Source organism: Helicobacter felistomachi (genome assembly GCF_030296895.1).
Taxonomy (GTDB): Bacteria; Campylobacterota; Campylobacteria; order Campylobacterales; family Helicobacteraceae; genus Helicobacter; species Helicobacter felistomachi.
In genome coordinates, this window is the sequence record NZ_AP028022.1 from 1,285,490 (window position 1) to 1,311,545 (window position 26,056).

Genomic DNA, 26,056 nt, shown 5'->3' on the forward strand with positions numbered 1-26,056 from the left:
GGGAGTTGGGCATGGCTTGCACTTGGGGCAAACCACAAAACAAAATCTAAAGAGCGGTGCGTTGTCTTTTAGCGATACCACCATTTTGGGCGTTTTTCAAGACTTTCGCAACGGGCAAATATATCACCCGTGCATGTATCTTTACCCAAAATACAAAAGTAATTAACTTGCCAACTATCCAACGACTGATTAAAATTTTTACAGCCGAAAAACATGCCCCCCATCTGCTCAACACTAGATACATCCCAAGTGTCTAATGGTTGGTTGAAGCTTTCGCAATATTTAAACATCTCACTCATGTTTTTTACTTTAGACACATTCCAAGAGTTCAAGGGTTGGTTAAAACTCTTGCAGTTTTGGAACATATCACACATCGTCTCGACATTAGACACATCCCAACTATTCAAGGGTTGGTTAAAAGACACACACCCGTTGAACATATGGTCCATCTTTTTAACATTAGAAACATCCCACCCCTCTAAAGAGCCGTTGAAGTTTTCGCATCCTTCAAACATAGTAGTAATTTCTTCAACTTTGGAAGTATTCCAAGAGTTTAAGGGTTGGTTGAATTTTTTGCAGCTTTCAAACATGCAAGCCATCTCTTTGACATTAGATACATCCCAAGAGTTTAAGGGTTGGTTGAATTTTTTGCAGCCATTAAACATATGCCCCATCTGCTCAACATTAGAGACATCCCATTTGTCTAGGGCTTGATTGAAGTTTTCACAATCTTCAAACATGCCGTGCATGCATTTCACATTAGATACATCCCAATTAGAAATGTCATGGTTAAAATAAATACACCCGTGAAACATCCTAGCCATGTTTTTCACATTTGATACATCCCAAGTTTCTATCCCCTCAAAGTTTTTTCTATCACAGGTAGTTTTAGGATAGTCTGGATAGAATAAACAACTCAAATTTTCCAAAGGACCAATATCGATTTCACCCAAGTGGATGTTCTCGTTTTTCACTAATTTTTTAAGCTCCTCCATATTTTTAGGGAAATACTTCCTTTTATAGGTTTTGGGGGCTATGTTGATAGTGGGGGGCGGAGTGTTTTGAGAATTTTGTGGGTCTTTTTTTAGGCTAGTAAGCACGCCCTCTAAATCCAGCACGCCCTGCTCTAAGCTGGTTAAAGCCTCTAACACTTCTTTAGCACTACTGGCACTCTCTAGGCTGGCTAGGGGTGTGGCCATTTTAGACTTAATGCGTTTTAGGCTGATTAAAGCCTGCTCTAACTGGGTGTCGTCATCCTCTAGGCTGGCGTAATGCGTGTCTAGGGCTTGGCTTAAATGCCCTAAAGCCTCAAAAAGCACACTAAATTTAGCGTGCAACTCTTTTGCCTCACTCCTTGCCTCTAAGCCCTCCTCTAACACCCCTTTAGCCAACCGCCCCGCCCTTTTAACCGCTTTGATCTCTTGCTCTAACTTTGCTAATGCCTCTTGCATGGGACTCCTTTGTCTGTGAGATAAAGGCCGTATTGTAGCAAGATTTGACAAATGGGATTTAGGGCTTCAACCTGCACCAACCCCTAACCTTGCAAAAGCCCCCCCTCCTTAAGTTGCAACACCCGCTCACAATACCCTCTAGCCAAAGTAGCATCGTGGGTGATGAAAAGAATCGAGATTTGCTTTTCTTGTTGGTAGGTGTGCGCCACTTGCATGATTTCGTGCTTGAGCTTTTTATCTAAGGCACTTGTGGTTTCATCTAAGAGCAACACCTCGGGGCAAACCAGCATCGCCCGCGCAATGCCTAATCTTTGCCTCTCCCCCCCGCTAAGCTCTCTGGGATAACGCCCTAAAAGTTTGGGGCTCAGTTTTGCAAACTCCAAAGCCTCGTTGAGGAGGGCATAGGTTTGAAAACGCCGACACACACTGCCTAGCAAGTCCTTCACCTTTTTAGCGGGGTTTAAAGCACTCAGTTGGTCTTGAAAAACATACTGCACTGCCTGCCTAAAGGGTCTTTCTTCCATTTGCAAAATGTCTTGGCTGTCGTATAAAATTTGCCCCCCATCAAAGGACTCTAAACGGGCAATGCACTTAGCCAGCGTGCTTTTGCCACACCCACTAGGCCCCATCAGCGCCGCCAACTCCCCCCTTTTTAAGCCAAAACTCACCCCCTCTAGCACCCTTTGTGCCCCATAGGACTTAGACAACTCCAGCACCTCTAAGAGCATAAATACCCTCCAATTGCGCCAAAATACACGCTTTGCCCCCCATCGAGCACCAACACCTCATCGCAGAGCTTCAGCGCCACTTCCTCATCGTGCGTGATCACCACTCTTTGCACGGGCAGGCTTAAAAGCAAATCCACCACGCTCTGCGTGTTTGCTTGATCTAGCGAGCTTGTCACCTCATCTAAAAACAAAATTCCTTTATTCAGGGCTAAATTTAAAGCAATTTGCACCCGACTTGCCATCCCGCGGCTGAGCTCATAAGGGTAAGCCTGCCACGCCTTTAAGGGGACATTTAAACCCACCAGCAAGTCCTTAGCTTGGGCTGCCCGCTCTTTGAGCACCATCGTAAAGGTGTCCTTGATTTTAAGATAGGGGTAAAAGCAAGAAATGCAGTCTTGAAAAACATAGCCCGCTTGTGCACTTAGGGTGAGTTCGCTGTAATGCACTTGAAAAGTGGGGGGCAACAACCCACAAAATGTCCTAGCCAGTGTGCTTTTCCCGCTCCCACTCACGCCCAAAATGGCTAAATGCCCTTTGGTGCTAAAACTAATGTCTTGTAAAATCGCCCCGCTCGGGCTAAGCACGCGCAAACCTTGCACGCTAAGCACGCGCTCTCTCCCCCGCCCACGCTAAAGTAAAGACCACCACAAACACCGCTAAACCCGGCACCAGCACCAGCCACCACACCCCCGTAAAAATCGCCTGCGAAGCCTCGTTGAGCATGTTGCCTAAGCTCGCCTCCCCCACTTTAAGCCCCAGCCCAAAGAAGCTAAGCAAGGCCTCGGCACTGATGGCATGCGCACAAGTGTTGGCTAAAAGCACAAACACGCTGTTTTTAGCTAGGGGCAGTATCTCCAAAAAGGCGATTTCTAACTTGCTTGCCCCCAACGCCTTTTCATTAGCGACAAACTCCCTTGTGGCGATTTCTCTAAAGCTGTCGGCTAAAACCTTTGCCATTTGCGGCCATAAAAAAAGCGACAATAGTCCGCCTAGGCCCAAAAGCCCCAACCCCCGCTGGCTAAAGGCACTAAAAAGTAGAATCAACAACAAATTAGGCAGGGCCAAAAAGCCATCCAAAAAGCCCAGCAGCCCTAAGCGCCCCCACTTAGGTGCAAACAACACCCCAAAGGCAAAGGCTAGACTCATCAATAATGCCAAAATCCCGCTCACAAGCCCCACAAACACCGAGTTTCTTAAGCCCACCAACAGCCTTGAAAACTCATCGCGCCCTAAAAAATCCGTGCCTAGCCAGTGTGTGGCATTTGGGGGCAGTTTCAAGGCCTCTAAATGCACCTCATTGGGCGCAAAGGGCGCAAAAAAAGGCAGACAAAGGACGGCAAGCAAACCCCCAAGAACAAGCACCAACTTCACCATTTGGGATTAAGCCACCTTGCCAAAAGCGACACCCCCACATTCAGCCCCACCACAAAAAACGCACTCAGCATGATGATGCTTAGGGCTAGCGGGTAGTCTTTATGCAGCAGGGCGTTGATGGTGCTTTGGCCTATTCCGCCGATGGAAAACACACTCTCCACGACATAAGTCCCCCCCACAATCGCCCCCGCATTAGACGCAAAATACCCCACAATAGGCAAAAAGCAAAAGCGCAAAACCAGCCAAAAACGCTTAAATCCACTCACCCCCCACGCTTGGTAACTCAAGACAAAGGGTTCTTGCAAAGTGTCTAGCACCACTGAGCGCACAAGGCGGGTGTAAATGGCTAAATGCGATAAGGTCAGCACACCCACGGGCAAGAGCAAATGGCGGATGAGATCGCTAAAGGTAGGCGTTGCGCCAATTTCTCCCACCCCAGAGCTAGGCAGCCAGCCTAAAAGCACGCTAAAAAGCATGATCGCCACGAGTCCTAGCCAAAAACTTGGCACACTGAAAAAACCTAGAGTGGTGTAAATGATCGCTTTATCCAGCCACGAGTCCTTAAAATACGCCCCAGCCACGCCCAAAACCAACGCCAAAACAAAGCTCAGCCCAAAGCTTGTTAAGCCTAACATTAATGTATAGGGCAAGCCCTCTTTTAAAATGTCAATGACTCGCTCCCCGCTTGCCAAGCTCACCCCCAAATCCCCCGAAAAATACGCCCCAGCCACTCCAAATAACGCACGAGAAGCGGGCGATCTAGGCCTAAATTGGCTAATAAGCGGGCTTTAAGAAGGGAATTTGCGCTCTGCACGCTGTCTCCATAAATGCCCGATAACACGCTCCCACTCGACAAATCCAGCGCCACAAACACCACAAAGCTAAAGATGAGCAAGAGTAAGAGTGCCCCCAAAATCTTTTTAAACGCAAAAGACACTAATCCTTGCTCCACTCAGCGACATTGTAAGTGAATCGCGCCCCGTGGTGCCCCAAAATCGTGGGCTTGATGCCATGGATATTTGAGCGGTAGGCTAAAGGATAGCGCAGATACACCAAAAACGCAAAGGGCGGGTTGTTGTGTAAATCCTGTATGAATTTAGCATACCACAATTTGCGAGTCGCCCTGCTTTTGGCGGTGCGGGCTTTGTTTAAAGCCAAGTCTACGGCCTTATCGCTGTAATGGTTGTAATTCCACTCCATCTTTGTGCCAAAAATGCGGTAGGTTTGTAGATCGGGATCAAGTGGTGAACCCCAGCCAATGATGAAGCTATCCACTTTAGCAATCTCAAACGCCCCATGGTTTTTGGCAACCGCTGTGGCTTTAATCCCCACTTGGGCCAGCTCGCTTTGCAAAATATTGGCTAGGGTAACCCTGAGTGGGTCGGTGTTGAAGGCGTAAACGTCAAAGGCCAAAGGCTTGCCCTCTTTATAAAAAACCTTGTCTTTAAGCACCCAGCCGTCTTTTTCTAAAATTTCTTTAGCCTTGGCGGGGTCGTAGGGATAGCCTTGTGCGTGCGGGTCGTTCGCCCAGCTTGCCTGTATGGGGTTGTTTGCCACAAAGCCATAGCCGTGCAAGATTTTTTGGGCGATGAGGGGGCGGTCAATGGCGTAGTTGATCGCCTCTCTCACGGCTAGGGATTTTAAAAGGGGGTTGTCAAAGTTAAACATCAATGCCCGGTAGTCTGCGCTCTTGCAGTCTAAGATCTTAATGTGCGGGTCGCGCTCTAGGCTTTTGCTTAAATTTGGCTCGACCAGGGCGACATCAAGGTCTGCGCTTTTGACCTCATAGGTGCGGACATTGAAATCGGGGACAATCTTTAAAACGGCTTTTTGAGACTTGGGCGCACCTCTATAAAATTTCTCATTAGCGGTAAAGCTGATATACGCCCCCTTTTGCCAGCGCACGAATTTAAAGGGTCCCGTGCCGATGGGGTGTTGGTTAAATCTGTCGGTGTTTAAATCCTTGCCTGCAAGCAGGTGCTTAGGCAAAATGCCGACACTCAGCACATCTAAGAGCGGGGGGAAGGGGGCTTTTAGGGTGATTTTTAAGGTGTAGGGGTCTAACACCTGCACGCTTTGTATCTCGCTAAAATTTGCGCGCGCAGGGGCGTTGAGCTTAGGGTTTTGGGCTTGCTCTAGGGTGAATTTCACATCCTGGGCACTAAAGGGTTTGCCATCGTGCCAAAACACGCCTTTTCTTAAATGAAACACCCAGCTTAAGCCATCAGGGCTCACCTCCCAACTTGTGGCTAAATCGGGCTGTATTTGCATGTCAGGGCTAAAGCGGGTCAGTCCACTAAAGACAAAATCCAAAGCACTGTCGTGATCCTCATCAAAAAGGGGGTTGATGCGGGCAGTTTCATTTTCCACGCCGATCACTAAAGTGTCTTTAGGCGTGGCGGCAAAAAGGGGGAGAGTTAACAAACAAGCAAGGAGAAATCTTAACATAGTAATCCTTTAGTGCTATGTTTGTATTATTAGTATTAATTTCTTAAAAAATGGTTAACGGCGAGCACTTTCTGCCTCTATTGTTAAAGCGTGCGCCAAGCACGCACCCCCTCCAGGCGGGCTGCATCCGCCCTTGCTGCGCCCCTAGAGTTTAGAGCACTTCTTTTTTAGGGTTGCGCCGTGCGCTGGGGGGAGGGGGGAGAGTAAAGTCTGTTTAGTGTACTGCGATCGCAAGCTGTCTAGGCGCGTTCTAGTGGCTGCGCACTCAGTTTGCAAACACCCCAACTGTTTTTGCAAAGTGTCTAGGAGCAAGATAAGTCTCGCACGCTGTTGTGCATCCATTTTCAATCCTTTCTTGGAAAAATTCACGCCTCAGACTAACACTTTTATTTAAATATTTACTTAATGTGTGCGTTCTCTCACGGAGTAGAAATAAACTGCAAAGATCAAGATATAGACATAGCACGCCATAGGCACCATGTAAGAGATCAAAATCCCTAGGTTATGTATGTCGGCGATGTAGCCTTGAATGAGCGGCACAACCGCTCCGCCCACAATCGCCATACAAATGATCCCGGAGGCTTGGCTGGTGAATCTGTCAAGCCCCTTTGTGGCTAGAGAGAAGATTGTAGGGAACATGATCGAGTTAAACAAGCCGATGGTAAGCAAAAAGTAAATGCTAAGGGCATTGTGTAGTGCCACAGCCACCGCAAGCAAGAGGATGTTCGTGCCAGCGTTGAAAGCCAAACAGGTGTTGGGCGCGATTTTTTGCATGGCCAAACTACCGATGAAGCGCCCCACCATCGCCCCGCCCCAATAATAGATCAAATGGTGTGAGCCGACTTTTTCAGGGATATGGGCGATTTCTTCCATAGTGAGGACTAAGAACGAGCCGATCGACACTTCGCCACCCACATAAAAGAAAATCGCCCCCGCCCCAAAGACAAAGTGGCGGTATTCTAAGGCACTTTTCTTCCCATCGTGGTTGTGTTCACTGATTTGCTCGGCTCTCTCGCGCACATCGGGCAGTTTGAGTAAATACACGATGATGGCCAACACAATGAGCGCTCCCGCAATCATTAAATAGGGAATTTGCACGGACTGCGCCTCTTTGACCTTGTCAATGACTTTCTCCGTGTTGGAGGCAATCAAATGCGCCCCAAAGAGCGGGCCTAAAGTGGTGCCTAGAGAGTTAAAGGCTTGCACGAGGGTTAGCGCGCTCGCCTCTTTGCCGGGGGCCAAGAGAGTTACAAAGGGGTTGCCCGCGGTTTGCAGCAACACCACTCCACTGGCGAGGATAAAAAGCGCACCTAGGAAAATAGGATAGGAGGCCGTGGAGGCGGCAGGATAAAATAAAATGCAGCCGATGGCACTCAGCAAAAAGCCTCCCACCACGCCGGTCGGATAGCCGATCTTCTCCAGCAATTTACCAAAAAGCCCACCTGTGATGAAGTAGGCCCCAAAGAAACAAAATTGCACCAAAACAGCTTCTGCGTGGCTGAGCTCAAAGATTTTCTTTAGATGTGGGATCAACACATCGTTTAAAACGGTGATGAAACCCATGGCAAAAAACAAAGCGGTGAGAGCTGCGAGCGCAAAAGTATTGCTCTTGGTTTGCATTAAACTCCTTTATTAAATGCGGTGTAGACCTCTACCAAGTGCTTTGTAGAGGAGTCTAGGGGTTTTGTGGGCATAGCACCGCGTAGGCGTGCCAAAATGCCCGCCGCCAACTCTTTACCCAATTCCACCCCCCATTGGTCAAAACTATTGATGTTCCAAATCACTCCTTGTACGAAGATTTTATGCTCATAAAGTGCGATGAGCGCGCCTATACTCTTAGGGCAAATGGTGTCTAGCAAGATCACATTGCTAGGCCGATTGCCTGAAAACACCCGGTGTTGGGCGAGACTCTTGGCTTTCTCTACACTCTTGCCTGCTTCTAGGAGTTCTTGATATGCTTGCTCATAGTCCTTGCCCTCCATGAAGGCTTGAGCTTGGGCAAACATGTTGCTCACTAAGATGTCGTGGTGTTCGGGCAAATGTCCCTCTTTGCTTAAGGACACGATGAAGTCGATTGGGCTGATGTGCGTGCCCTGATGCAAGAGTTGGAAAAAGGCGTGTTGGGCGTTGATGCCTAAATCCCCCCAAATGATGGGTCCCGTGTCGTAGTCTACTGCCTGCCCCTCTAGCGTGGTGCTTTTGCCATTGCTCTCCATGTCGAGTTGCTGGATGAAACGGGGGAAGTAGCGTAGGTATTGATCGTAGGGGGCGATTAAATGACTACCCGCATCAAATAGGTTGATGTACCAAATGCCAAGAAGTGCCAAAATCACGGGCATGTTGCGCTCAAAGGGGGCGTTTTTAAAGTGCTCATCCATTTCATACGCGCCGCACAACAAATCTTTAAAATTTTCTTTGCCTAGATAAATCATGATCGAAAGCCCGATGGCCGACCACAGACTATAACGCCCCCCCACCCAGTTCCAAAAGCTAAACATGTTCTGTGTGTCGATCCCAAAGGCTTGCACGGCCTCTTTGTTTGTAGACACTGCCACAAAGTGTTTAGCGATGTGGACTTCATTGAGGGCGTGGGCTAAAAACCATTGGCGCGCGCTCAGGGCGTTTGTCAGGGTTTCTTGCGTGGAGAAAGTTTTAGAAGCCACGATAAAAAGCGTGGTTTCGGGATGTATCTTGTCTAACACGCCTTGTATCTGTGTCCCATCCACATTAGACACGAAGTACATATTCAGGCGTGGGCTGGCAAAGGGGCGTAGCGCCTTACACACCATCAGTGCCCCCAAATCCGAGCCACCAATGCCGATATTCACCACATCCGTGATGACTTGATTCGTGTAGCCTAGCCACTCCCCGCAACGCACCATGTCGCTAAATTTTTCCATGCGCTCTAAGACTTGGCGCACTTGGGGCAGGACATCTAGGCCATCAACCTTGATCGGGTCTTGTCCTTGATAACGCAGGGCCGTGTGTAAGGCGGCACGCTCTTCGGTGCTGTTGATCTTCTCTCCGTCAAACATGGCCTGGATTTTTTCAGCCAGCCCACACTCTGTGGCTAAATCTTTCAAAAGCTTTAAGGTCGTGTCGTCTATGCGGTTTTTAGAATAATCTAGGCTAATGGGGCCATTTTTTAAAAAGTAGCGTGTAGCGCGCGTAGGGTCGGCTTGAAACATGTCTTTCATGTGCGCTGTTTTCATGCGGTTGAAATGTTCTTGCAAGGCTTTAAAGGCTGGGTGTTGTGTCAAGGTTTTCATGCGTTCTCTTTGCGTAAGTGGTTTTCTAGGGCAATACCCACCCCGTATATGCCCGGATATTTTGCCAATACCACATACACAGGGATGGCGGCCAAATAGGCGTCAAAACGCCCCTTATTTTCAAAACGAATTCGAAAGGGGGAAGTTTTGAAGTAATCGATGAAACGGGGGATGATCCCCCCACATAAATACACCCCGCTCCTTGCCCCCAAAACCAACGCCATGTTGGAAGCCACCGTGCCTAAAATCGTGCAAAAAAGGTCTAAGGTCAGGCGGCACAGCGGGGACTTGCCGCTTAGGGCTTGCTCGCCGATCATCTCGGGGGTCATCTTCGCCACTTTGATCCCCTCGCGATGCGCCAAAGCCTCGTGGATCAACACCAATCCTGCCCCGCTTAAAAAGCGCTCAGCAGAGACATGCCCGTATTTTTTCTTGGCATACCTCCACAGCATGATCTCGGTGTCGTCAAAGGGCGCAAAACTCACATGCCCGCCCTCGCCCGCCAACGCCACATACGAACCATCGTGGCAAGGAATGAGCGCACTGACCCCTAGCCCCGTGCCCGGGCCGATCACAAGTTTGGGCGTGTCAATGGTACACATGGTGCCCCCCACTTGCAACAACTCCTCTTCCTTGACTTGAGAAATACCATAAGCTTGGGCGGTGAAGTCGTTGATGACTAAGAGCGTGGCAAAGCCCAACGCTTGGCGGGTGGTTTCCACAGAAAAGGCCCAATGGTGGTTAGTCATCTGTATCCAGTCCCCCACCACAGGGTTGGCTAAAGCAAAGGCGGCATGCGCCACGCTGGGATGACCTATATTCTTTAAATAATGCTTTGTTGCGTCCACAATGGTGTCAAAGTCGTGGCAAGCTAAAACCTCCACGGATTCTAATTGCCCGGGGGCGACCTCTAACCCAAAGCGGGCATTGGTCCCCCCGATGTCGGCTAAAAGGCGTGGATAGTTGTTAGGCGCAGAAGACATGGCAAACCACCTTTTGAGAATGTAGGATGTAGGAAATGGGCAGGCTAGGGTCTAAAGTTTGGCTAGCCCTCTCAAACACCGCCCTTTTTTGATCCCCACTGATGAGTAAAAACAACATTTGGCAACTCTCCAGCGCATTTAAAGACATGCTAAGTCTTTTAAAGGGCGCGCTTGTGGGGGTCGTGGCGACTATGGGTTCTTGACTGCTTAGGGCGTTTTCATACTCGGGCGCACAGGCAAAGAGCGAAGCCGTGTGTCCATCCTCTCCCATGCCAAGCACGGCCAAATCAGGCTGGGTGTAGCTCGCCTTTGCGTGTTTCAACAGCTCCTCAGTGCCAACGCCAGCGTCTAAAACCAAAGGCGTGAAAGGGGCAACTTGGGCCTTGTTCTGCAAAAAATGCGTGTGCACCAACAAGGCGTTGTTTTCAGGATCAGTTAGGGGCGATACCCGCTCATCTACAAGGCTAATGCGGCACTTGCCCCACTCTAGGGGTATTTGGCTCAACTCTTGTAAAAACAAAATGGGCGACTTGCCCCCAGAAAGGGCAAGTCCTGTGCGCTCTTTGACGCTTAAAATCCGCCTTAGTTGCGTGGCGATCTCAATGGCTAGAGCGTGTGCGCTCTCTTTGGGGCTGTTAAATGAATCAAGTTTAAACATGGGCAAACCACTCCCGCTTATCTTGCTTCAAGAGATCAAAGGCGGCTTGTGGTCCATAGCTGGTCGCGGCATAGGGCAACAAAGGGGTTAAGTTTGTTTGCCAACTTTGTAAAATGGGGTCGACAAAACTCCAGGCGGCCTCCAACTCGTTTTGGTGGTTAAAGGGGGCCTGATTGCCCGCCACCACTTCTAAAATCAGCCGCTCGTAAGCGTCCATCCCCGAGTCGAGTGCGCTTTTTAAGGCCCCCATGCCCTGCAGTTGCAACTCTAAAGAACATTGTGGTTGTATGGTGTAGATAAGTGCTTGCGGGGGGCCCTTAAACACGAAGACCACCTGCACCAAAGACACGCCCATGCGCTTGCCCGTGCGTAGGTAAAAAGGCACGCCCTGCCAGTTGGGGTGCTCTAGCTCTAGCTTGAGCGCCACAAAGGTTTCTGTTTGGCTGTGGGGGTTTACCTGCTCTTCCTCTGTGTAGCCCTTAAACCCCCCGCCTGCCGCGTATTGCCCCCGTACGACCTCAGTTTTTAACGCCTCTTGGCCTAGGGGCTTTAAACTTTTTAGCATTTCTAATTTGGCTTGCCTGATATTTTCTTGGGGGGTGTTTGCCGGGATGGTGCTTAGGGCGAGCATGGCAAGCATGTGGTTTTGGAGCATGTCGCGTAGTGCGCCCATTGGGTCGTAAAAGCCCCCCCGGCTCTCCACCCCTAAGGTTTCTAGCACGCTGATTTGCACATGGTCTAGATAGTGCGCCCCAAGCAGGCCAGCTAAAAACGGGTTGTTGTGGCGCAAGTAAAAGAGATTTTGCACGCTTTGCTTCCCCAAATAGTGGTCGATTCGATAAATTTGTGCTTCTTGGAAGTGTTGGCTGATTTGGGCGCAAATGTCTTTGCAGGATTGCAGGTTGGTGCCTAAAGGCTTTTCTAACACGATTTTGACATTGGGGGCGTTTAAACCCACGGCGGCTAAATTTTGGCAGGCTTTGGCGAAAAATTCGGGGGCGATGGAAAAGTAGATGATCGTGTTGGGGTGGTTGGCTTTGAGTGCTTTAAAGTCCTCGGGCTTGTTGAAGTCTAGGGGGGTGTAGTTGATGTAAGTGCTAAAGTGCGCCCACGCTTTGGAATCTAGGTCTTTGATGTGTTCTTTGGCTTTTGTGCTGAGTTTGTCTAGAAACTCATGAGTGCTTAAGTGGCTTCTAGCGCAGGCGGTGATGGTGGGTTTTAAGCCCGCTTGGCTTGCTTTAAACAGGGCGGGGAAAATCTTGCGCAAGGCTAAATCGCCTGTGGCCCCCAGTAAGATGAAACAGCACTCTTGCATGTCCGTCCTTTAGAGATTTTAAAAATTGTAGTATCATTGCGCCACGAAAAGACTACACGGAGGTACACATGCCTAAAAAAGCCCTAGAGGACATTACCAAAGGTATCATTGAACGCTCTCAAAGCAGTAGAGAAACCTACTTAGAGCGCACCGCCAAAGCACAGCGCAAAATCCAGCGTGGGGAGTTGAGTTGTGCGAACCTGGCCCACACCTACGCCAGCCTGCCCGAACACATCAAGGCAAAAATCAAGAACAACGACAAACCCAACTTTGCCATCATCTCCGCTTATAACGACATGCTCTCCGCGCACAAACCCCTAAAAGACTACCCCGAGTGGATCAAAGAAACTCTCTTGCAACACGAGGCGTTTGGGCAAATGGCCGGTGGCGTGCCCGCCATGTGCGATGGAATCACCCAGGGCTATGCAGGCATGGAGCTTAGTTTGTTCTCCCGCGATGTGATCGCCATGAGCACGGCGATCGCGCTCTCGCACAATGTCTTTGACGGGGCGTTTTACTTGGGCGTGTGCGATAAAATCGTGCCCGGGTTACTCATCGGGGCTTTAAGTTTCGGGCATTTGCCCGCAATTTTCATCCCCGCCGGGCCTATGACTAGCGGGCTAGCCAACGCCCAAAAATCCAAGGTGCGTGAACTTTTTGCCCAGGGCAAGGTGGACAGACAAGAGCTTTTAGAGAGCGAAATGCAATCCTACCACTCGGCTGGTACTTGCACCTTCTATGGCACGGCCAACTCCAACCAAATGATGGTCGAACTGATGGGGCTGCACTTACCCAACTCTGCCTTCATCAACCCCAACACTCCCCTAAGAAAGGCCCTAGTGCACAAGGCTGCCACTTTAATGGCGACCAAGACCCCTAAACCCATCGGGGAAATGATTAGTGAAAAAAACATTGTTAACGCGATGGTGGGTCTTATGGCCACCGGGGGCTCTACGAATCACACCATCCACCTAGTTGCCATCGCTAAAGCCGCCGGGATCGTGATCAATTGGGACGACTTTGCCGCCATTTCTGAAATCACCCCCTTACTTGCTAAAATTTACCCCAACGGACAGGCCGATGTGAACCAATTTGAGGCAGCCGGTGGGCTGGCTTTCGTGGTGCGTGAACTCCTAAACGCTGGATTATTGCACGAGGATTGCGACACGATCATGGGGCAGGGTTTAGAGGCTTACACCAAAAACCCCTATTTAGACGGGGAGCAGGTGGTTTATCAAGAGGGCGTGCAAGAGAGCCACAACACCGACATTTTAAGGGGCGTTAACAACCCCTTTTCACCCAATGGGGGGCTGGAAATCCTGGAGGGCAATGTGGGGCGGGCGGTGATCAAGGTGTCTGCCATCGACACCAAACACCACACCATCAAAGCCCCCGCCATCATCTTTGAATCCCAACAAGATATGATCGAGCGTTTTAAGCGCCAAGAACTGCAAAAGGACTTCATCGCCATTTTGCCCTACCAAGGCCCACGCGCCAATGGCATGCCCGAGTTACACAAACTCACCCCCATTTTAGGTGCACTGCAAGATCAGGGTTTTAAGGTCGCCCTTGTTACAGACGGGCGCATGAGTGGGGCATCGGGCAAAGTGCCCGCCGCCATCCATGTCAGCCCTGAAGCTCTTTTAGGCGGCGGGATTGCCAAAATTCAAGACGGGGACATGCTGCTTTTGGACGCAAAAGAGGGGGTGTTGCAAGTGTTGCTAGAAGATCAAGAATGGGAGGAGCGCTTGCCATCTGTGCCCTTTTTGCGTGAACCCTTTGGGAGCGGGCGCGAACTCTTTGCTGGGCTGCGCCTTTTGGCCGGGAGCACGGAAACGGGTGCGGTGAGCTTTGGAGAGTAGCCATGCAGGCTTTTGACATTTTAAACGCCGGGCGCATCGTTCCCGTGATGGTCATTGAAGAAGCCAAAGATGCCGTGCCTTTAGCTAGGGCTTTGCTGCAAGGAGGCGTTCAGGTGCTAGAGATCACACTGCGCACCAAAGAAGCCCTGGAGGCGATCAAATGCATTAGCCAAGAAGTGCCAGAGGCGATCGTGGGGGCGGGTACGGTGTTAAACTCCACGGACTTGAAGCGCGCAGAGCAAGCGGGGGCTAGGTTTGCCATAAGCCCGGGGCTCACCCCAGCCTTAGCTAAAGCCTTTAAAGAGAGCCCAATCCCGCTCATCCCCGGGGTGGCGAGTGCGAGCGAGGTGATGCTGGCACTCGAGCATGGTTTCAAACATTTAAAGTTTTTCCCCGCACAAGCGGCCGGGGGAATTGCCATGCTTAAATCCTTTGCTGGCCCCTTTTTAGAGGCGTTTTTCTGCCCCACGGGGGGGATCTCTTTAGAGAACATGGGCGATTATTTAAAGCTGCCTAATGTGCTTTGTGTGGGGGGCTCGTGGCTTGCGCCTAAAGAGTTGGTGCAGGCCAAAGAGTGGGCAAAAATCACTGCAATGGCGCAAAAAAGCGTGGCGGCGGCTGAAGGCATTTAGAGCTCCTTAACTTTTTGGGTTTATAATGGGCGTTTAGATTCTTTGAAAGGATGGCGATGCGCGCATTGCTTTTAGCAGGGATTTTAGCTTTTTTATGCACCGCTTGCAGCGAAACCAAGCAACAGATTTTAGAAGACGAGAAAGATTACACCCCCTCAGAAAAGACCATTTGGCAACCCGAACAAAAATAACCCCTTAAAGCCACGCTTTAAGGTGGCTAGCCAAGATATAGAGGGCAAAGGCGCTAAAAATCAAGGCACAAAGGTAGTCAGTCACTTGATAGTATTTGCCATACCAAGCACGCATTTTAGCGTTAGAAAACAACAACGCCACCGCTATTTAAAGTATACAAGGGTTTCAAACACCAAACAGAAAGTGAGCTAAAAAAGTGTGGTGTCTTTGCAAAAGAGATTGAAACCCGAAAAAATGCTGCTAAAGTAGAGCATGGCCTTGGGGTTTAAAATGTGGGTGAGGAATCCGCTTAAAAAAGCCTGTTTGGTGCTGGTGGGCTTGAACTTAATGGGCGCGTTAGATTTTAGGCACATAACAGCCAAGTAGAGCAAGTAAAACGCCCCCAAGAGGGCTAAAAGAGTTTGTAAAAGCGGGAAAGTGGCAAAGAGGCTTTTTAAACCAAAGAGGGAGAGCACAACCCATATAAACACGCAAAGCCCCACGCCTAAAACTGCCTTTAAAGCGTGTTTGAACTGGGTTTTAGGGCGTGAGAGCTGATTAAAAAGAAGTCCGGTCCGGGGTCAGCAATGCCAAAAATGAATCCCTAAAACCAGCCACAGCCCCACAAAAAGCCTTTAATTTTTGGTGGATTATAGCGTTTTAAGCGCACGAACTTAAGTTATAATGTTTCTTTTATTTTGAGCGAGAGGAATCCATGCCCTTAAACAACCAATACAAAACCAAAGTTAGAAATCTCATCGCCGCGTTAGAAAAGGATTTATTTGAGCGCGAGGAATGTGTGCGCTTGGTGTTGCTGGCTTGTTTTGCCGGTAAAGCGATATTTTTGTATGGACCTCCCGGCACGGCTAAGTCGATGATTGCACGGAAAGTCAGCCTTGCCTTTGAGTCTAAAGACGACAAATCTACGCCCTTTTTCAGTGCGCTCATGCACCGCTTTTCTACCCCAGAGGACATTTTCGGGCCCATTGACATCGGCGCACTGAAGGAAAACAAGCTCATACGCAACATTGAAGGCTACTTACCCACCGCCCATTTTGCCTTTTTAGACGAGATTTGGAAAAGCTCGCCCGCCATCTTAAACACACTGCTCACCATCATCAACGAAAGGTTGTTTAAACAGGGCGATAAAAACATACCTGTCCCCCTTAAGGGCATTGTGTGTGCGAGCAATGAGTTCCCCCAGCCAATCAAGGCTTAGAAGCCCTGTATGACCGCATGCTCTTACGCTATTTTGTTGAGCCCCTAAAGTCTAAGGCGAATTTTTTAAAGCTCATCGCCAGCCAAGAGAGCACAAGCTCTAACCAGCACGCCTTTAGCCTAGAGGAATTAGAAAAAATCCACAAATTAGCTACACAAATCCCCTTTAGCCCAGAAGCCCTAGAGAGTTTGCACGCCATCAAGGCGAGCTTAGAGCAATTAAAGCACAACCCCGCTTTAATCGCCCAATTTTTAGGCGACAATGCGCCCAGCAAAGAGGGCGAGGAAAACACAGAGCCCGATATTAATTTAATCGCCAGCCCTTCTGATCGGCGTTTCAAGCAATGCGCCCAGCTTCTACAAGTCTCCGCCCTGCTTAGCGACCAAAACGAAGTTACGCCCCCCGATTTGGCGTTGCTCAGGCATTGTTTATGGGACAGCTTGGAGCAAATCCCCCTAGTCAATGCGATTTTAACGCAAGTGTTGAAGACCAGCCACGCCAAGGCAAAAGACCTAGAAAAGGCACAAGAGAGCTTTTTACACCTTGAAAAAATGGGGGCAGATTCGCCAGAAACCTTTAACAATGCCTACCAAAGCCTATCCAAACAAGTGAGCACGCATGCCAAGGAACTTAGCCAAGAGTGGCAGGAAACACACCAAAACGCTAATATTTTTTTATCCAATGAGGACATGAAAATCGCCTTTGCGGGCGTGCAAGAGCTATTGCAAGCGTTTAAGGTGCTTGAATTGGAGCTAAAAGAGTTGGCACAAAAAAGAACCCCAAATAGCCCCAATAACCCCAAGACCCTAGCAGAAGCACAACCCCTAACCACGCTTTGGTAAAAGAGGTGTTAGCCATCACCAAGAAGTATGAGATTTTAGAGGGGGAGTCTGTGTCTAAGATTGTGGAACTTTTAGAGGGCTATACGCGTGGCGACCTTGACCCTATGGAGCTTAAAAAACGGGGCTTTAAGCTCACAAACCACCGCGGCGAGCCTGTAGATTTGGGGGCTTATGCCGATTTACGCAATGTGCTTAAAGCCGGGTTAAGAGGGGCGATTCACTGAATTTAGGGAGTAAAAAATGACTCACGAGGAATTAGAGCAAATAATGGAGCGATTTCCACGAGCCACAGCAAGGGCAACGCAAACCTCTAATCAAGCTCCAAGCCCCCACAACTTGAGCCAAAAACAAAAAGACGACTTGATTAACGAGCTTTTAGCCCTTGCGGATAAACTTAAAGGTGAGTGAATTTTGCTAGAATACTTGGGTTGAAAAAATGAAAGGACAGAGCATGGGAAAAGAGGACAACAACCGCGATGTGCATGAGGATTTGAGGAAGCTTTTTACAATGGCTGTTATCAATGCTGAGACACTCAAAGATGAGAGGGTGATGCAGACCCCCACTTTTCAAGAAGCGATAGAAAACATAGTCCAAATCTTTGAAGATTTTGCAGCAACAAAGATACAGACACCCGATGAGTTGCTTGAAAAAATATACGCACAAAACTATCCTATTGATATTTACAACAATACAAAGAGTTTTGGTGATACATTTGCATATTGCAATCCCAGTGCTTTATTGGACACCTTGCAAGGCGGTTATTCTTTTTATTATACATTTAAGATTAAAATAGATTTTGCGGAATTTGTTTCGGAAATTTTTACCAAAGCTGAAAACAAATTTCTTGAAAGCGAGGGCGGCACTTACACTTATGACGAAGTCCGTAGTTGCATAAGATATAAAACAGGTGATTTTCTCACCTGTGTTGCCGAAGAAATGCGTTGGGAGCATATGGGGTATTAGTTGCTAGAGTCCTTAAAAAGCTTTGGGCTTTTAGACGACCCTGAGATTGCTAAAGAGTTTGAGCGTGCCTGTCAAGAAAAAGACAGCCAAATGAAAGAAGCTCTTAAAGACCACCCCTTTTTTGAGGAAAGCCTAGAGCATTATGAACGCAAACACGCCCACCTAGAGCAAAAAGATTTAGCCAAAACCACCCGTCAAGCCTTCCACGCCCACAACCCCCAAGCGGATTTAAGTTTCATCAACACCCAAGAAAAGACGCTCAAGAGCCAAGAAGAACAAGCGACCTTGCACCGCTTCATCTTAGACAAGTGGCAAGGGGTGTTAGAGGACAAAATCGCCACATGGAAACACGCCACGCAAGCCAAGATGGAGCAGGATTTTTTAACACGCATGCAGGCGTGGTTTAAAGCCCTATGGCAAGCCAAGCAACTCGCCAAACAATCCCCCGAACTCTTTGGCAAAGACGGGCTGTTTATGGACGCTAAAAATCTTGCCCTAGAAGCCCTAGACTTGGAGGGCTTGGGCGAAGCCAAGGCACAAAAAAGGGCATTACAAAATTTAGAGGGGCTAGACACGGGGCTAGATACAAGTTTGGATACAGACATAAAAACCGAAAAAAGGGGGCATGCATTTTCTGTAGGTTCTAGCCCTAAACGCCTAAACCTCGCCCAAATCTTAGCCCTCTTTGCCCAAATCAAAAATAACAAGGCTTTAATGGCGATTTGCGATTTGCTCGGGCGGATGAAGGAAAAGCAACAAGAGATGGTAAAGGAAATGATCAAAGAGTTGCAAAGCTACTCTTACACCGAAAAACAAGTAACAAGGGATTACAAAGAGGAAATTTGCGGGATTCATTTAAGCAACGACTTAGAAAATCTCATCCCCCAAGAATTAGCCTTGTTAAACGACCCCGATTTAGAAATCCTTTTCACCCTTAAATTCGTGGAAAAACGGCTGTTTTGCTTTGAAAAGCAGGGCTACATTGACCGCCATTTAGAGGGCATCGAGGAAGTGCAAGTGGAGCAAGAAAAGACACAAGAAAAAGAGGGCGCAAAGGGACCTATCATCATTTGCGTGGATACCAGCGGATCGATGAGCGGCGCGCCCGAGCTCATCGCTAAGGCTTTGACTTTGTTTTTAGCCTCACACGCCAAAAAGAGCAAACGCGCTTGCTTTCTCATCAATTTTAGCTCCCAAACCACAGCGGTGGATTTAAGCAAGGGCGGGGGACTTGCACGGCTCAATGAGTTTTTAAGCTTGAGCTTTGGGGGCGGGACAGATGTCGGACTCGCCTTAAAAGAGGGCTTAAAGGCGATGCAAGCGCAAAACTACCAAAAGGCAGATTTGCTCGTAGTGTCCGATGGCGACTTTGGCGGACTTGACCCCCACTTAACGCAACAAATGCAGCACCAACGCCAAGACAAAAACCGCTTTTACTTGCTAGACATCAATGGCAACTCGGGGGCAAAACATGCCTTTGACAAGCATTGGGTGTATGACAGCCACCGCCAAAACATTCGGGTTTTGTGTGAGCTGGGTAACGATGTGGGGGCTTAAGCGATCAGTGTTTTGCTAGAGCAAAACCCTCCGTGAAAATGAGGGCAAACAATCAAAGAGGGTTGTAAATTGTCTTTGATGGAGGTGCAGACCCTGAACAAGCCTATAACCTTAAAGTATAGAAAATAAACTACTTTAAAGTGCAAGAAAACCTATGTGGGTGTTGGTTTTAGCCCCATACCTAATACCACTCGTTTGTAAAAGTTATCCACACAGCTATTCTTATTAACTCAAATCCAAGCCTGCCTCCCACTTGTGCTTTATCTAAAGGGGCTTGAGGATCAAGATGAAGGTTTGGTGCGGCAAGGCTTTGCGTGGTTAGAAATCCTCACCCTTACCTATTGGCTTTGCAAAGAAAGCACAAAGGATTTTTCAAAGTTTTTTGCCCAAACTGTCCGCTATCTTTGCACACAAGAGGCACAAGGTCATCAACGCTTACTCCAAGCCCTCAAAGGAAATCTTTTAGGACGCAAGCCCGAAGAGATGCAAATTGCCAACGCTTTAAAATCGAGCGGTGGAGCAAAGCTCTCCAACGATAGAGCGATGTTGGTGCTTTTCACCCTTGAGCTTTATAGGATACAGCAAAAGGATGAAAAACACTCATTAAAATGCGACTACAGCCTAGAGCATTTAATGCCCCAAAAATGGGAAACGCATTGGACGGACATTGTGGGGGGCAATGCAAACAAAGCGGAAGGTTTGATTTACCAAGTGGGCAATATGGTGTTGCTCGGCCAAAAACTAAACACGGCCATTAGCAACAATGTATGGCGTGTCAAGGTGCATGGCGATCAAAGCAAGAAAATGTGCTTAAATAGTCAAAAGAATCACCTCGACATCACGAAGGAAGTCTTAGAGGTGGCGCAGTGGGATGCGGACCATATTGAGAAGCGGACAAAAAGCCTAACTCAAGAGTTTTTGGGCATTGTGCGCACACTCTCTTAACTTTTAGGCTAGCCCATACAAAACCCCCTCTTAAAATTCTAGAGGCTAGCCCATTAGCACCTTCACCAAAGCCAAGCCCCCAAAAATCAACACCACAAAAAGGATTAAGGCTAAAACAAACGCCCGTCCCCCAAGACTTAAAAACTTCTTCAACTCCACTTGCAAGCCCAAAGCCCCCATCGCACACACCAAGCACACCACAGACCCAAAACGCAACACTTCCACGCTGTGTTTGAGCACATCAGGGGCCACAAAGCCGCCAAATAGGGGTTGTAAATACGAGTGCACCACAACCATACCCAAGAAAATGAAGGCAAACCAAGGCACTTGTAATTTCACTTTGTGCTTGTGTTTAGTGTTTGTGCTCTTTAAATAAAAAGACACGGCTAAGAGTAGAGGGATGAGCATGATGACCCGCACCATTTTAATCGTTACAGCGACTTTCTCGGCTTCTAGTGAAATCCCGCTAGCTGCCCCGGCGACATTTGCCACCTCGTGCAAGGTTGCCCCGATATACACCCCCTCAGAAAGCGGGCTTAAAGGCACCCAGCCCAAGTTATAGACAAAGGGGTATAAAAACATCGCCAAGAGCCCAAAGACGATCACCGTGCCCACCGCCACCACGCCCTTAAAGGGGGGAGATTTAAGCACGCTCTCTAGGGCTAAAACCGCCGCCGCCCCACACACCGCACTCCCACACGCTACAAGCATGCTTAAATCTTGATCTAGCCCCATCTTGTTCCCTAGCCACACCCCAAGCAAAAACACCCCCACGACCACAACCAGCGCAATGAATAGGGGCACATAGCCGTAGTGCAAAATGTCATTAATCGTAACATTAAAGCCGTATAAAATGATGCCTAAGCGCAAGAGCTTTTTGGCACTAAAATGCACGCCGTGGTGCGTCCAATAGGCGATTTTGGGGTAAAAAAACGAACCTACCAAACCTAGTAGAACCGCCACCAAGAGGGGCGAAATGTGGTGCGTGCTCAAATAGGGCAGATGGGCGATTTTTAGCGATACAAAGGCTAAAACGCCGATGACACAAAGACCTAAGAGGATGCCTAATGCCGTGTTTTGGTGGTGTTGCATGTCAATTCTTCGTTTTGTAGCTTACATAGTAACGGTGTAGATGTCTTATAGCACCCACAAGTGGCGGGTAGCCGACATCGCGATCCCTGGAGATATTGCCTTCTAAAGTGTTTTGTATGTGTTCGCTAATGGCGAAGGGCTCAAAAACATGGTTTTTTATGCCATGTAAATAGGTGTTTTCCAAAACAAAATCCACAGGCATGACCCAATGCTGGCTCGCCTTAATAAAGGCTTTGGCAGCGGTGGGGTCGAGCACATAGCCCTGTGTGCCGCTCCCATAAGAGGGGTAGCTGTAGGGAATGATAGAGATTTGGGGAGTGGATGTTGGTGTAGAGGAGATTTGATCGGTAAATAGATGCATGAGGCGCACCCAGTGTAGACCATGGATGTGCTTTGCGATGTGATCTATGGCTTCAAAAAAGTGGGACTCTAATGCGATGTCGTCCTCTAAAACGCAAAGGGGTTCTTGCAGTTCTATGCAGCGTTGCCATAGGCTGTAATGGCTAGCAAAACACCCCAGCTCGCCAAGACTCATAGGTACGCCCTCTTGTTTAAGCGCATAGTAACAAGCCTGCAGCAGGGTTTTCACCCCCCCCCCCTACAACGCCCACACTTGGGTGTACAAAGAAAGGAAAGAGGTGGGCAGACACAAGGGAGTTTAAGCCCCCTTTGGTCTTGGAATAAATGGCGTTGAAAACTTCGATTGGGTGTTTGTCTTGATCTAAATCCTGTAAAAGTGCGTCAATGTTACGCTCTTTAAGTCCCCACTCTTGACAAGTCGCTTTAGACAAATGGATCACAAAAATACGCATACTCTCTCCCAAAAGGCGCATTATAGCAAAATTCGCCACCAACGCTTTGTGTCCCAAAGCAAGCCTATGGCTACAACACCGCAATACTTTGTATTCAAAGCAACACTCTGCGTTGCTTGTGCTATAATCCCCCTTTATTAAAACGCTAAAGTAAAGACTGCCATGCCCCTTTACACAGATTTACTCAACCAACTTTGTGCTAAAAAGGACCTAGAAAGGGGGCAGGTGCAGGCGTTTTTTCAGGCCATTTTGCAGGGGCACTTTAGCGACATTGAGCTGGGCGCGTTGCTCATCGCCTTGAAGTGTAAGGGCGAAAGCCCACTAGAGATCGCTTACAGCGTGCAAGCATGCTTGCAAGAGAGTCAAGCCTTAAGCACCCCCTTTGGTGTCGTGGACAATTGCGGGACGGGCGGGGATGGGGTGAAGAGTTTTAACATCAGCACCACCAGCGCGTTTGTGTGCGCGTGCTTGGGTGTGAAAATGGCCAAAGCGGGCAATTACAGCTCTAGCGGGGGTGGGAGCGCAGAACTTTTGGAGTGCTTGGGCTTTAATATCCGCCTAAGCCCTAAACAAGTTGCCCAAAGTCTAGATTTAGCCAACTTTGCCTTTCTCTTTGCCCCGCTTTTCTACCCCAGCTTTGCCAAGGCCGCCCCCCTAAGAAAAGCCTTAAAAACACGCACCTTATTTAATTTGCTAGGTCCCTTGCTAAACCCTTTGCGCCCCAAAGCGCAACTTCTAGGCGTTTACGACCCCAAGCTGTGCTACCCCCTTGCATGTGCTTTGCAGAATTTGGGCTTAGATCGGGCTTTGGTGGTGCACGGTGCGGGCTGTGATGAAATCGCTTTGCACGGGGAAACCTTAGTCTGTGAGCTCAAGGGGGGGGAAATCAAACAATACACGCTAAAGCCCAGTGACTTTGGACTAGAGAGCCATCCCCTAGAGGCACTTCAAGTAGAGAGTGTGGAACAGAGCGCGCAAATTTGTTTGGACTTGTTAAAAGGGGGGGGCAGCAAGGCGCAAAGGGCGAGCGTGGTTGCCAATAGTGCGGGGGTGTTGGTCGTGGCCGGGCGGGCGGACACTTTTCAAGAAGGGGCTAGGCTTGCCAACGATTGTCTCAAGAGCCAGCAGGCCTACACCCACTTACAAAGGATGATTCAACTAAGCCATGCATGATTTGCTAAAAACCATCTTAGAACACAAAAAACTAGAGATACAGGCTTTAAAAAACCGCCACAGCGTGCCTACGGAGTTGAAGTCTAGCCAACGGGATTTTAAAGGAGCTTTGCAAGAGCGGCGCACGAGCTTTATTTTAGAGTGCAAACAGGCTTCCCCCTCTAAGGGTTTGATTAGAAGCCCCTTTAATTTGCTTAAAATCGCTAAAGTCTACGAAAAGCACGCCACTTGTATTTCGGTGCTGACCGATGAAAAGTATTTTAAAGGCGCGTTTGAGAACTTGCGCCTAGTGGCGGCCCACACCACCAAGCCCCTTTTGTGTAAGGATTTCATCATCGATCCCTTTCAGGTGCGTCTAGCCCGCCTTATGGGGGCAGATGCGGTGTTGTTGATGCTTAGCGTGCTTGATGATGGGAGTTATCAAGACCTAGCGGCCTTAGCCCAGTCTTTAAACATGGCGGTTTTAACAGAGGTGAGTAACCCAGAAGAGGTGCAAAGGGCGATCGCTTTAAACGCCCCGATCATCGGCATCAACAACCGCGATTTAAAAACCTTAAAAGTCGACACCCACACGACTTTAGAGCTCGCCCCCCTGATCCCCGAGGATCGAATCCTCATCAGCGAATCGGGCATCGACTCGCACGCCGTGGTGAAGCAGCTTTATACTAAAGTGCAGGGTTTTTTAGTGGGGAGCTTGCTTATGGCGCAAAAAAACCTAGACAAGGCCTGTAAAAAACTCATTTTGGGGGAAAATAAAGTCTGTGGGCTTAAAAGGGTGAAAGACGCGAAAGCGGTGCTGAAAAATGGCTTCATTTATGGCGGGTTGATTTTTGACCCCCAAAGTCCGCGCTACATCTCCCCCAAAAAAGCGGCCAAACTCATGAAAAAAGTGCCTAAGCTAGACTTTGTGGGGGTGTTCGTGCAAGCCAAGCCTAAAACGATCATTAAAAGAGCCTGCCAGCTAGGCCTTAAGGCGGTGCAATTGCATGGCCGTTATAGTGCAGAGGATTTAGCCCTGCTGCAAAACGCCCTAGATTGCCCCGTGTGGGCGGTGGTGAGCGTGGATTTACAGGCGCGTAAACTCCCCCCCACGCCAAGCACCCCCTTAATTCTTTTTGACAGCAAGGGGGCAAAAGCGGGGGGCAATGGCGTGGCGTTTTGTTGGAAACTTCTAGGGGGGTTTAAACGCCCTTTCATGCTTGCAGGCGGGCTTAATGCAAGCAATTTAGAAAGGGCGGTGTGTACGGGGGCTTTGGGCTTAGATTTAAACTCAGGGCTAGAGAGCGCACCGGGTAAAAAGAGCGCGCAAAAAATCGCCCAAGTGGCGAAAATGTTACGGGAGTACTGATGGATCGCTATTTTGGAGAATTTGGGGGGGGCTTTGTGCCTGAACTCTTAGTCCCCGCTTTGACGCAGCTAGAACAAGCCTTTAAAGATTGCTTGCACGATACAGAGTTTCAAGCCGCTTTCAAGGGGCTTTTAAAGGACTTTGTGGGCCGGCCTAGTCCTTTAACTTTGGTGCAAAACTTCTGCCCCAACCCCAAAGTGAAAATGTATTTAAAAAGAGAAGATTTGATCCACGGGGGGGCGCATAAGACCAACCAAGCCCTAGGGCAAGCGTTGTTGGCGCAAAAAATAGGCAAAAAGCGCGTGATCGCCGAAACGGGAGCCGGGCAGCACGGCGTGGCTACAGCCATCGCTTGCGCGCTTTTGGGGCTAGAGTGTGTGGTGTATATGGGGGCTAAGGACATACAGCGTCAAGAGCAAAATGTCTTTAGGATGCGCCTACTTGGGGCTAAGGTGCAGTCCGTGGAAAGTGGATCAGCAAGTCTTAAAGATGCGATCAATGAGGCTTTAAGGGACTGGGCGAGTTCTTACACCAACACGCACTACTTGCTAGGCACCGCTGCCGGCCCACACCCCTATCCCCAAATGGTGAAACACTTCCAAAGCGTGATCGGCACTGAAGCAAGGGCGCAGATTTTAGCAAAAGAGGGTAGGTTGCCCGACTCTGTCATCGCCTGCGTGGGTGGGGGGTCTAATGCGATTGGCATTTTTGCGGGGTTTTTAAACGATCAGGATGTGGGTTTGATCGGCGTAGAGCCCGGGGGGCTTGGACTAGATTCGCACAAACACGGGGCAACTTTATGCAAGGGGAGCGTGGGGATTTTACACGGGTGCAAGACGTATATTTTGCAAGATAGCGAGGGGCAAATACAAGAGAGCCACAGCATTTCAGCTGGGCTAGATTACCCGGGTGTGGGTCCCGAGCATAGTTATTTAAAAACAAGTGGGCGGGCGCAGTATGTGGCTGTGAGCGACCAAGAGGCTTTAGAGGCGTTTGTACGCCTAAGCCAAAGTGAGGGCATCATCCCCGCCCTAGAGAGCGCCCACGCCCTAGCCCATGCTTATAAACTTGCCAAAGAGTGCAAGACAGAAAGCCTCATGCTTGTTAATTTAAGCGGCAGGGGGGATAAGGACTTAGCCACGGTGCAAAATGCGTTAAAATTGTCTTGGGGGCGTATGCTTTTTAGAAATTTATAGTAGAATTCGGATTTTAC

29 protein-coding genes are annotated in these 26,056 nt (G+C 49.0%); 13 read left to right on the forward strand and 16 right to left on the reverse strand.

The window, feature by feature from the left end; translation table 11 throughout:
* Positions 1-68: 68 nt before the first annotated feature.
* The 12 genes from QUE23_RS06745 to QUE23_RS06800 form a co-directional block, all read right to left on the reverse strand.
* Positions 69-1,451, reverse strand: a complete 1,383-nt coding sequence (locus QUE23_RS06745; protein ID WP_286348309.1) for a BspA family leucine-rich repeat surface protein — start codon at positions 1,449-1,451, stop codon at positions 69-71.
* A gap of 83 nt (positions 1,452-1,534) precedes the next feature.
* Positions 1,535-2,179 carry an ABC transporter ATP-binding protein gene (locus QUE23_RS06750; protein WP_286348310.1) on the reverse strand — a complete coding sequence of 215 codons (645 nt, stop codon included), beginning with the start codon at positions 2,177-2,179 and terminating at the stop codon, positions 1,535-1,537.
* Positions 2,170-2,787, reverse strand: a complete 618-nt coding sequence (locus QUE23_RS06755; RefSeq protein ID WP_286348311.1) for an ATP-binding cassette domain-containing protein — start codon at positions 2,785-2,787, stop codon at positions 2,170-2,172. The genes QUE23_RS06750 and QUE23_RS06755 overlap by 10 nt, the downstream gene beginning before the upstream one ends.
* Complete coding sequence (locus QUE23_RS06760) at positions 2,780-3,553, reverse strand: ABC transporter permease (protein WP_286348312.1); 774 nt, start codon at positions 3,551-3,553, stop codon at positions 2,780-2,782. The genes QUE23_RS06755 and QUE23_RS06760 overlap by 8 nt, the downstream gene beginning before the upstream one ends.
* Positions 3,547-4,245 (reverse strand): ABC transporter permease, encoded by a 699-nt coding sequence (locus QUE23_RS06765; protein WP_286348313.1) that lies wholly within the window; start codon positions 4,243-4,245, stop codon positions 3,547-3,549. Before QUE23_RS06765 ends, QUE23_RS06760 begins: the two co-directional genes overlap by 7 nt.
* A gap of 2 nt (positions 4,246-4,247) precedes the next feature.
* Positions 4,248-4,490, reverse strand: a complete 243-nt coding sequence (locus QUE23_RS06770) for an ABC transporter permease family protein (RefSeq protein WP_286348314.1) — start codon at positions 4,488-4,490, stop codon at positions 4,248-4,250.
* A complete protein-coding gene (locus QUE23_RS06775; RefSeq protein WP_286348315.1) occupies positions 4,490-6,001 on the reverse strand; it encodes an ABC transporter substrate-binding protein in 1,512 nt (503 codons plus the stop codon). Before QUE23_RS06775 ends, QUE23_RS06770 begins: the two co-directional genes overlap by 1 nt.
* Positions 6,002-6,403: 402 nt before the next feature.
* A complete protein-coding gene (locus tag QUE23_RS06780) occupies positions 6,404-7,621 on the reverse strand; it encodes a sugar MFS transporter (RefSeq protein WP_286348316.1) in 1,218 nt (405 codons plus the stop codon).
* A complete protein-coding gene (pgi, locus tag QUE23_RS06785) occupies positions 7,621-9,270 on the reverse strand; it encodes a glucose-6-phosphate isomerase (RefSeq protein ID WP_286348317.1) in 1,650 nt (549 codons plus the stop codon). The genes QUE23_RS06780 and pgi overlap by 1 nt, the downstream gene beginning before the upstream one ends.
* Positions 9,267-10,253, reverse strand: coding sequence for a glucokinase (locus tag QUE23_RS06790; protein WP_286348318.1), 987 nt, complete (start codon positions 10,251-10,253; stop codon positions 9,267-9,269). Before QUE23_RS06790 ends, pgi begins: the two co-directional genes overlap by 4 nt.
* Complete coding sequence (gene pgl, locus QUE23_RS06795) at positions 10,237-10,911, reverse strand: 6-phosphogluconolactonase (protein ID WP_286348319.1); 675 nt, start codon at positions 10,909-10,911, stop codon at positions 10,237-10,239. The genes QUE23_RS06790 and pgl overlap by 17 nt, the downstream gene beginning before the upstream one ends.
* Positions 10,904-12,226: a glucose-6-phosphate dehydrogenase gene (locus QUE23_RS06800; protein WP_286348320.1), complete on the reverse strand. Its 1,323-nt coding sequence runs from the start codon at positions 12,224-12,226 to the stop codon at positions 10,904-10,906. Before QUE23_RS06800 ends, pgl begins: the two co-directional genes overlap by 8 nt.
* 68 nt (positions 12,227-12,294) lie before the next feature.
* Here QUE23_RS06800 and edd point away from each other — a divergent pair, with 68 nt between their 5' ends.
* From edd to QUE23_RS06815, 3 genes are read left to right on the forward strand one after another with little or no spacing between them, the layout of a single operon-like run.
* A complete protein-coding gene (gene edd / locus QUE23_RS06805) occupies positions 12,295-14,088 on the forward strand; it encodes a phosphogluconate dehydratase (protein WP_286348321.1) in 1,794 nt (597 codons plus the stop codon).
* Between the two features lie 2 nt (positions 14,089-14,090).
* Positions 14,091-14,720, forward strand: a complete 630-nt coding sequence (locus tag QUE23_RS06810) for a bifunctional 4-hydroxy-2-oxoglutarate aldolase/2-dehydro-3-deoxy-phosphogluconate aldolase (RefSeq protein WP_286348322.1) — start codon at positions 14,091-14,093, stop codon at positions 14,718-14,720.
* A gap of 56 nt (positions 14,721-14,776) precedes the next feature.
* Positions 14,777-14,911, forward strand: a complete 135-nt coding sequence (locus QUE23_RS06815; protein ID WP_286348323.1) for an HP0135 family lipoprotein — start codon at positions 14,777-14,779, stop codon at positions 14,909-14,911.
* A gap of 189 nt (positions 14,912-15,100) precedes the next feature.
* On the opposite strand, the gene QUE23_RS06820 is transcribed toward QUE23_RS06815, so the two are convergent.
* Positions 15,101-15,382, reverse strand: a complete 282-nt coding sequence (locus QUE23_RS06820) for a LysE family translocator (RefSeq protein WP_286348324.1) — start codon at positions 15,380-15,382, stop codon at positions 15,101-15,103.
* Positions 15,383-15,606: 224 nt separating this feature from the next.
* Here QUE23_RS06820 and QUE23_RS06825 point away from each other — a divergent pair, with 224 nt between their 5' ends.
* The 7 genes from QUE23_RS06825 (at position 15,607) to QUE23_RS06855 (ending at position 20,418) form a co-directional block, all read left to right on the forward strand.
* Positions 15,607-16,110 carry an AAA family ATPase gene (locus tag QUE23_RS06825; protein WP_286348325.1) on the forward strand — a complete coding sequence of 168 codons (504 nt, stop codon included), beginning with the start codon at positions 15,607-15,609 and terminating at the stop codon, positions 16,108-16,110.
* 17 nt (positions 16,111-16,127) lie between these two features.
* The gene (locus tag QUE23_RS06830; protein ID WP_286348326.1) at positions 16,128-16,952 is read left to right on the forward strand and encodes a hypothetical protein; all 825 of its coding nucleotides are present in this window, start codon (positions 16,128-16,130) and stop codon (positions 16,950-16,952) included.
* Between the two features lie 5 nt (positions 16,953-16,957).
* The gene (locus tag QUE23_RS06835) at positions 16,958-17,176 is read left to right on the forward strand and encodes a hypothetical protein (RefSeq protein WP_286348327.1); all 219 of its coding nucleotides are present in this window, start codon (positions 16,958-16,960) and stop codon (positions 17,174-17,176) included.
* Between the two features lie 16 nt (positions 17,177-17,192).
* Complete coding sequence (locus tag QUE23_RS06840) at positions 17,193-17,360, forward strand: hypothetical protein (RefSeq protein WP_286348328.1); 168 nt, start codon at positions 17,193-17,195, stop codon at positions 17,358-17,360.
* Between the two features lie 43 nt (positions 17,361-17,403).
* Positions 17,404-17,916, forward strand: coding sequence for a hypothetical protein (locus QUE23_RS06845; protein ID WP_286348329.1), 513 nt, complete (start codon positions 17,404-17,406; stop codon positions 17,914-17,916).
* Positions 17,917-19,473 (forward strand): VWA domain-containing protein, encoded by a 1,557-nt coding sequence (locus QUE23_RS06850; RefSeq protein ID WP_286348330.1) that lies wholly within the window; start codon positions 17,917-17,919, stop codon positions 19,471-19,473.
* Positions 19,474-19,728: 255 nt separating this feature from the next.
* On the forward strand, positions 19,729-20,418 hold the full coding sequence (locus QUE23_RS06855; protein ID WP_286348331.1) for an HNH endonuclease family protein: 690 nt from the start codon (positions 19,729-19,731) through the stop codon (positions 20,416-20,418).
* Between the two features lie 45 nt (positions 20,419-20,463).
* Here QUE23_RS06855 and QUE23_RS06860 read toward each other — a convergent pair whose 3' ends face one another.
* The 3 genes from QUE23_RS06860 to QUE23_RS06870 are packed head-to-tail and all read right to left on the reverse strand — an operon-like array spanning position 20,464 to position 22,322.
* The gene (locus tag QUE23_RS06860) at positions 20,464-21,510 is read right to left on the reverse strand and encodes a YeiH family protein (protein ID WP_286348332.1); all 1,047 of its coding nucleotides are present in this window, start codon (positions 21,508-21,510) and stop codon (positions 20,464-20,466) included.
* 1 nt (position 21,511) lies between these two features.
* A complete protein-coding gene (locus tag QUE23_RS06865) occupies positions 21,512-22,099 on the reverse strand; it encodes a glycosyltransferase family 25 protein (protein ID WP_286348333.1) in 588 nt (195 codons plus the stop codon).
* Positions 22,062-22,322: a lipopolysaccharide biosynthesis protein gene (locus QUE23_RS06870; RefSeq protein WP_286348334.1), complete on the reverse strand. Its 261-nt coding sequence runs from the start codon at positions 22,320-22,322 to the stop codon at positions 22,062-22,064. Before QUE23_RS06870 ends, QUE23_RS06865 begins: the two co-directional genes overlap by 38 nt.
* Positions 22,323-22,484: 162 nt before the next feature.
* On the opposite strand from QUE23_RS06870, the gene trpD reads away from it, so the two are divergent.
* Genes trpD through trpB form a run of 3 tightly spaced genes read left to right on the forward strand, consistent with a single transcriptional unit; the run spans position 22,485 to position 26,039 of the window.
* Positions 22,485-23,495 carry an anthranilate phosphoribosyltransferase gene (trpD, locus tag QUE23_RS06875; RefSeq protein ID WP_286348335.1) on the forward strand — a complete coding sequence of 337 codons (1,011 nt, stop codon included), beginning with the start codon at positions 22,485-22,487 and terminating at the stop codon, positions 23,493-23,495.
* The gene (trpCF, locus tag QUE23_RS06880; RefSeq protein WP_286348336.1) at positions 23,488-24,843 is read left to right on the forward strand and encodes a bifunctional indole-3-glycerol-phosphate synthase TrpC/phosphoribosylanthranilate isomerase TrpF; all 1,356 of its coding nucleotides are present in this window, start codon (positions 23,488-23,490) and stop codon (positions 24,841-24,843) included. Before trpD ends, trpCF begins: the two co-directional genes overlap by 8 nt.
* Positions 24,843-26,039, forward strand: a complete 1,197-nt coding sequence (gene trpB, locus QUE23_RS06885; protein WP_286348337.1) for a tryptophan synthase subunit beta — start codon at positions 24,843-24,845, stop codon at positions 26,037-26,039. The genes trpCF and trpB overlap by 1 nt, the downstream gene beginning before the upstream one ends.
* Positions 26,040-26,056 lie beyond the last annotated feature (17 nt).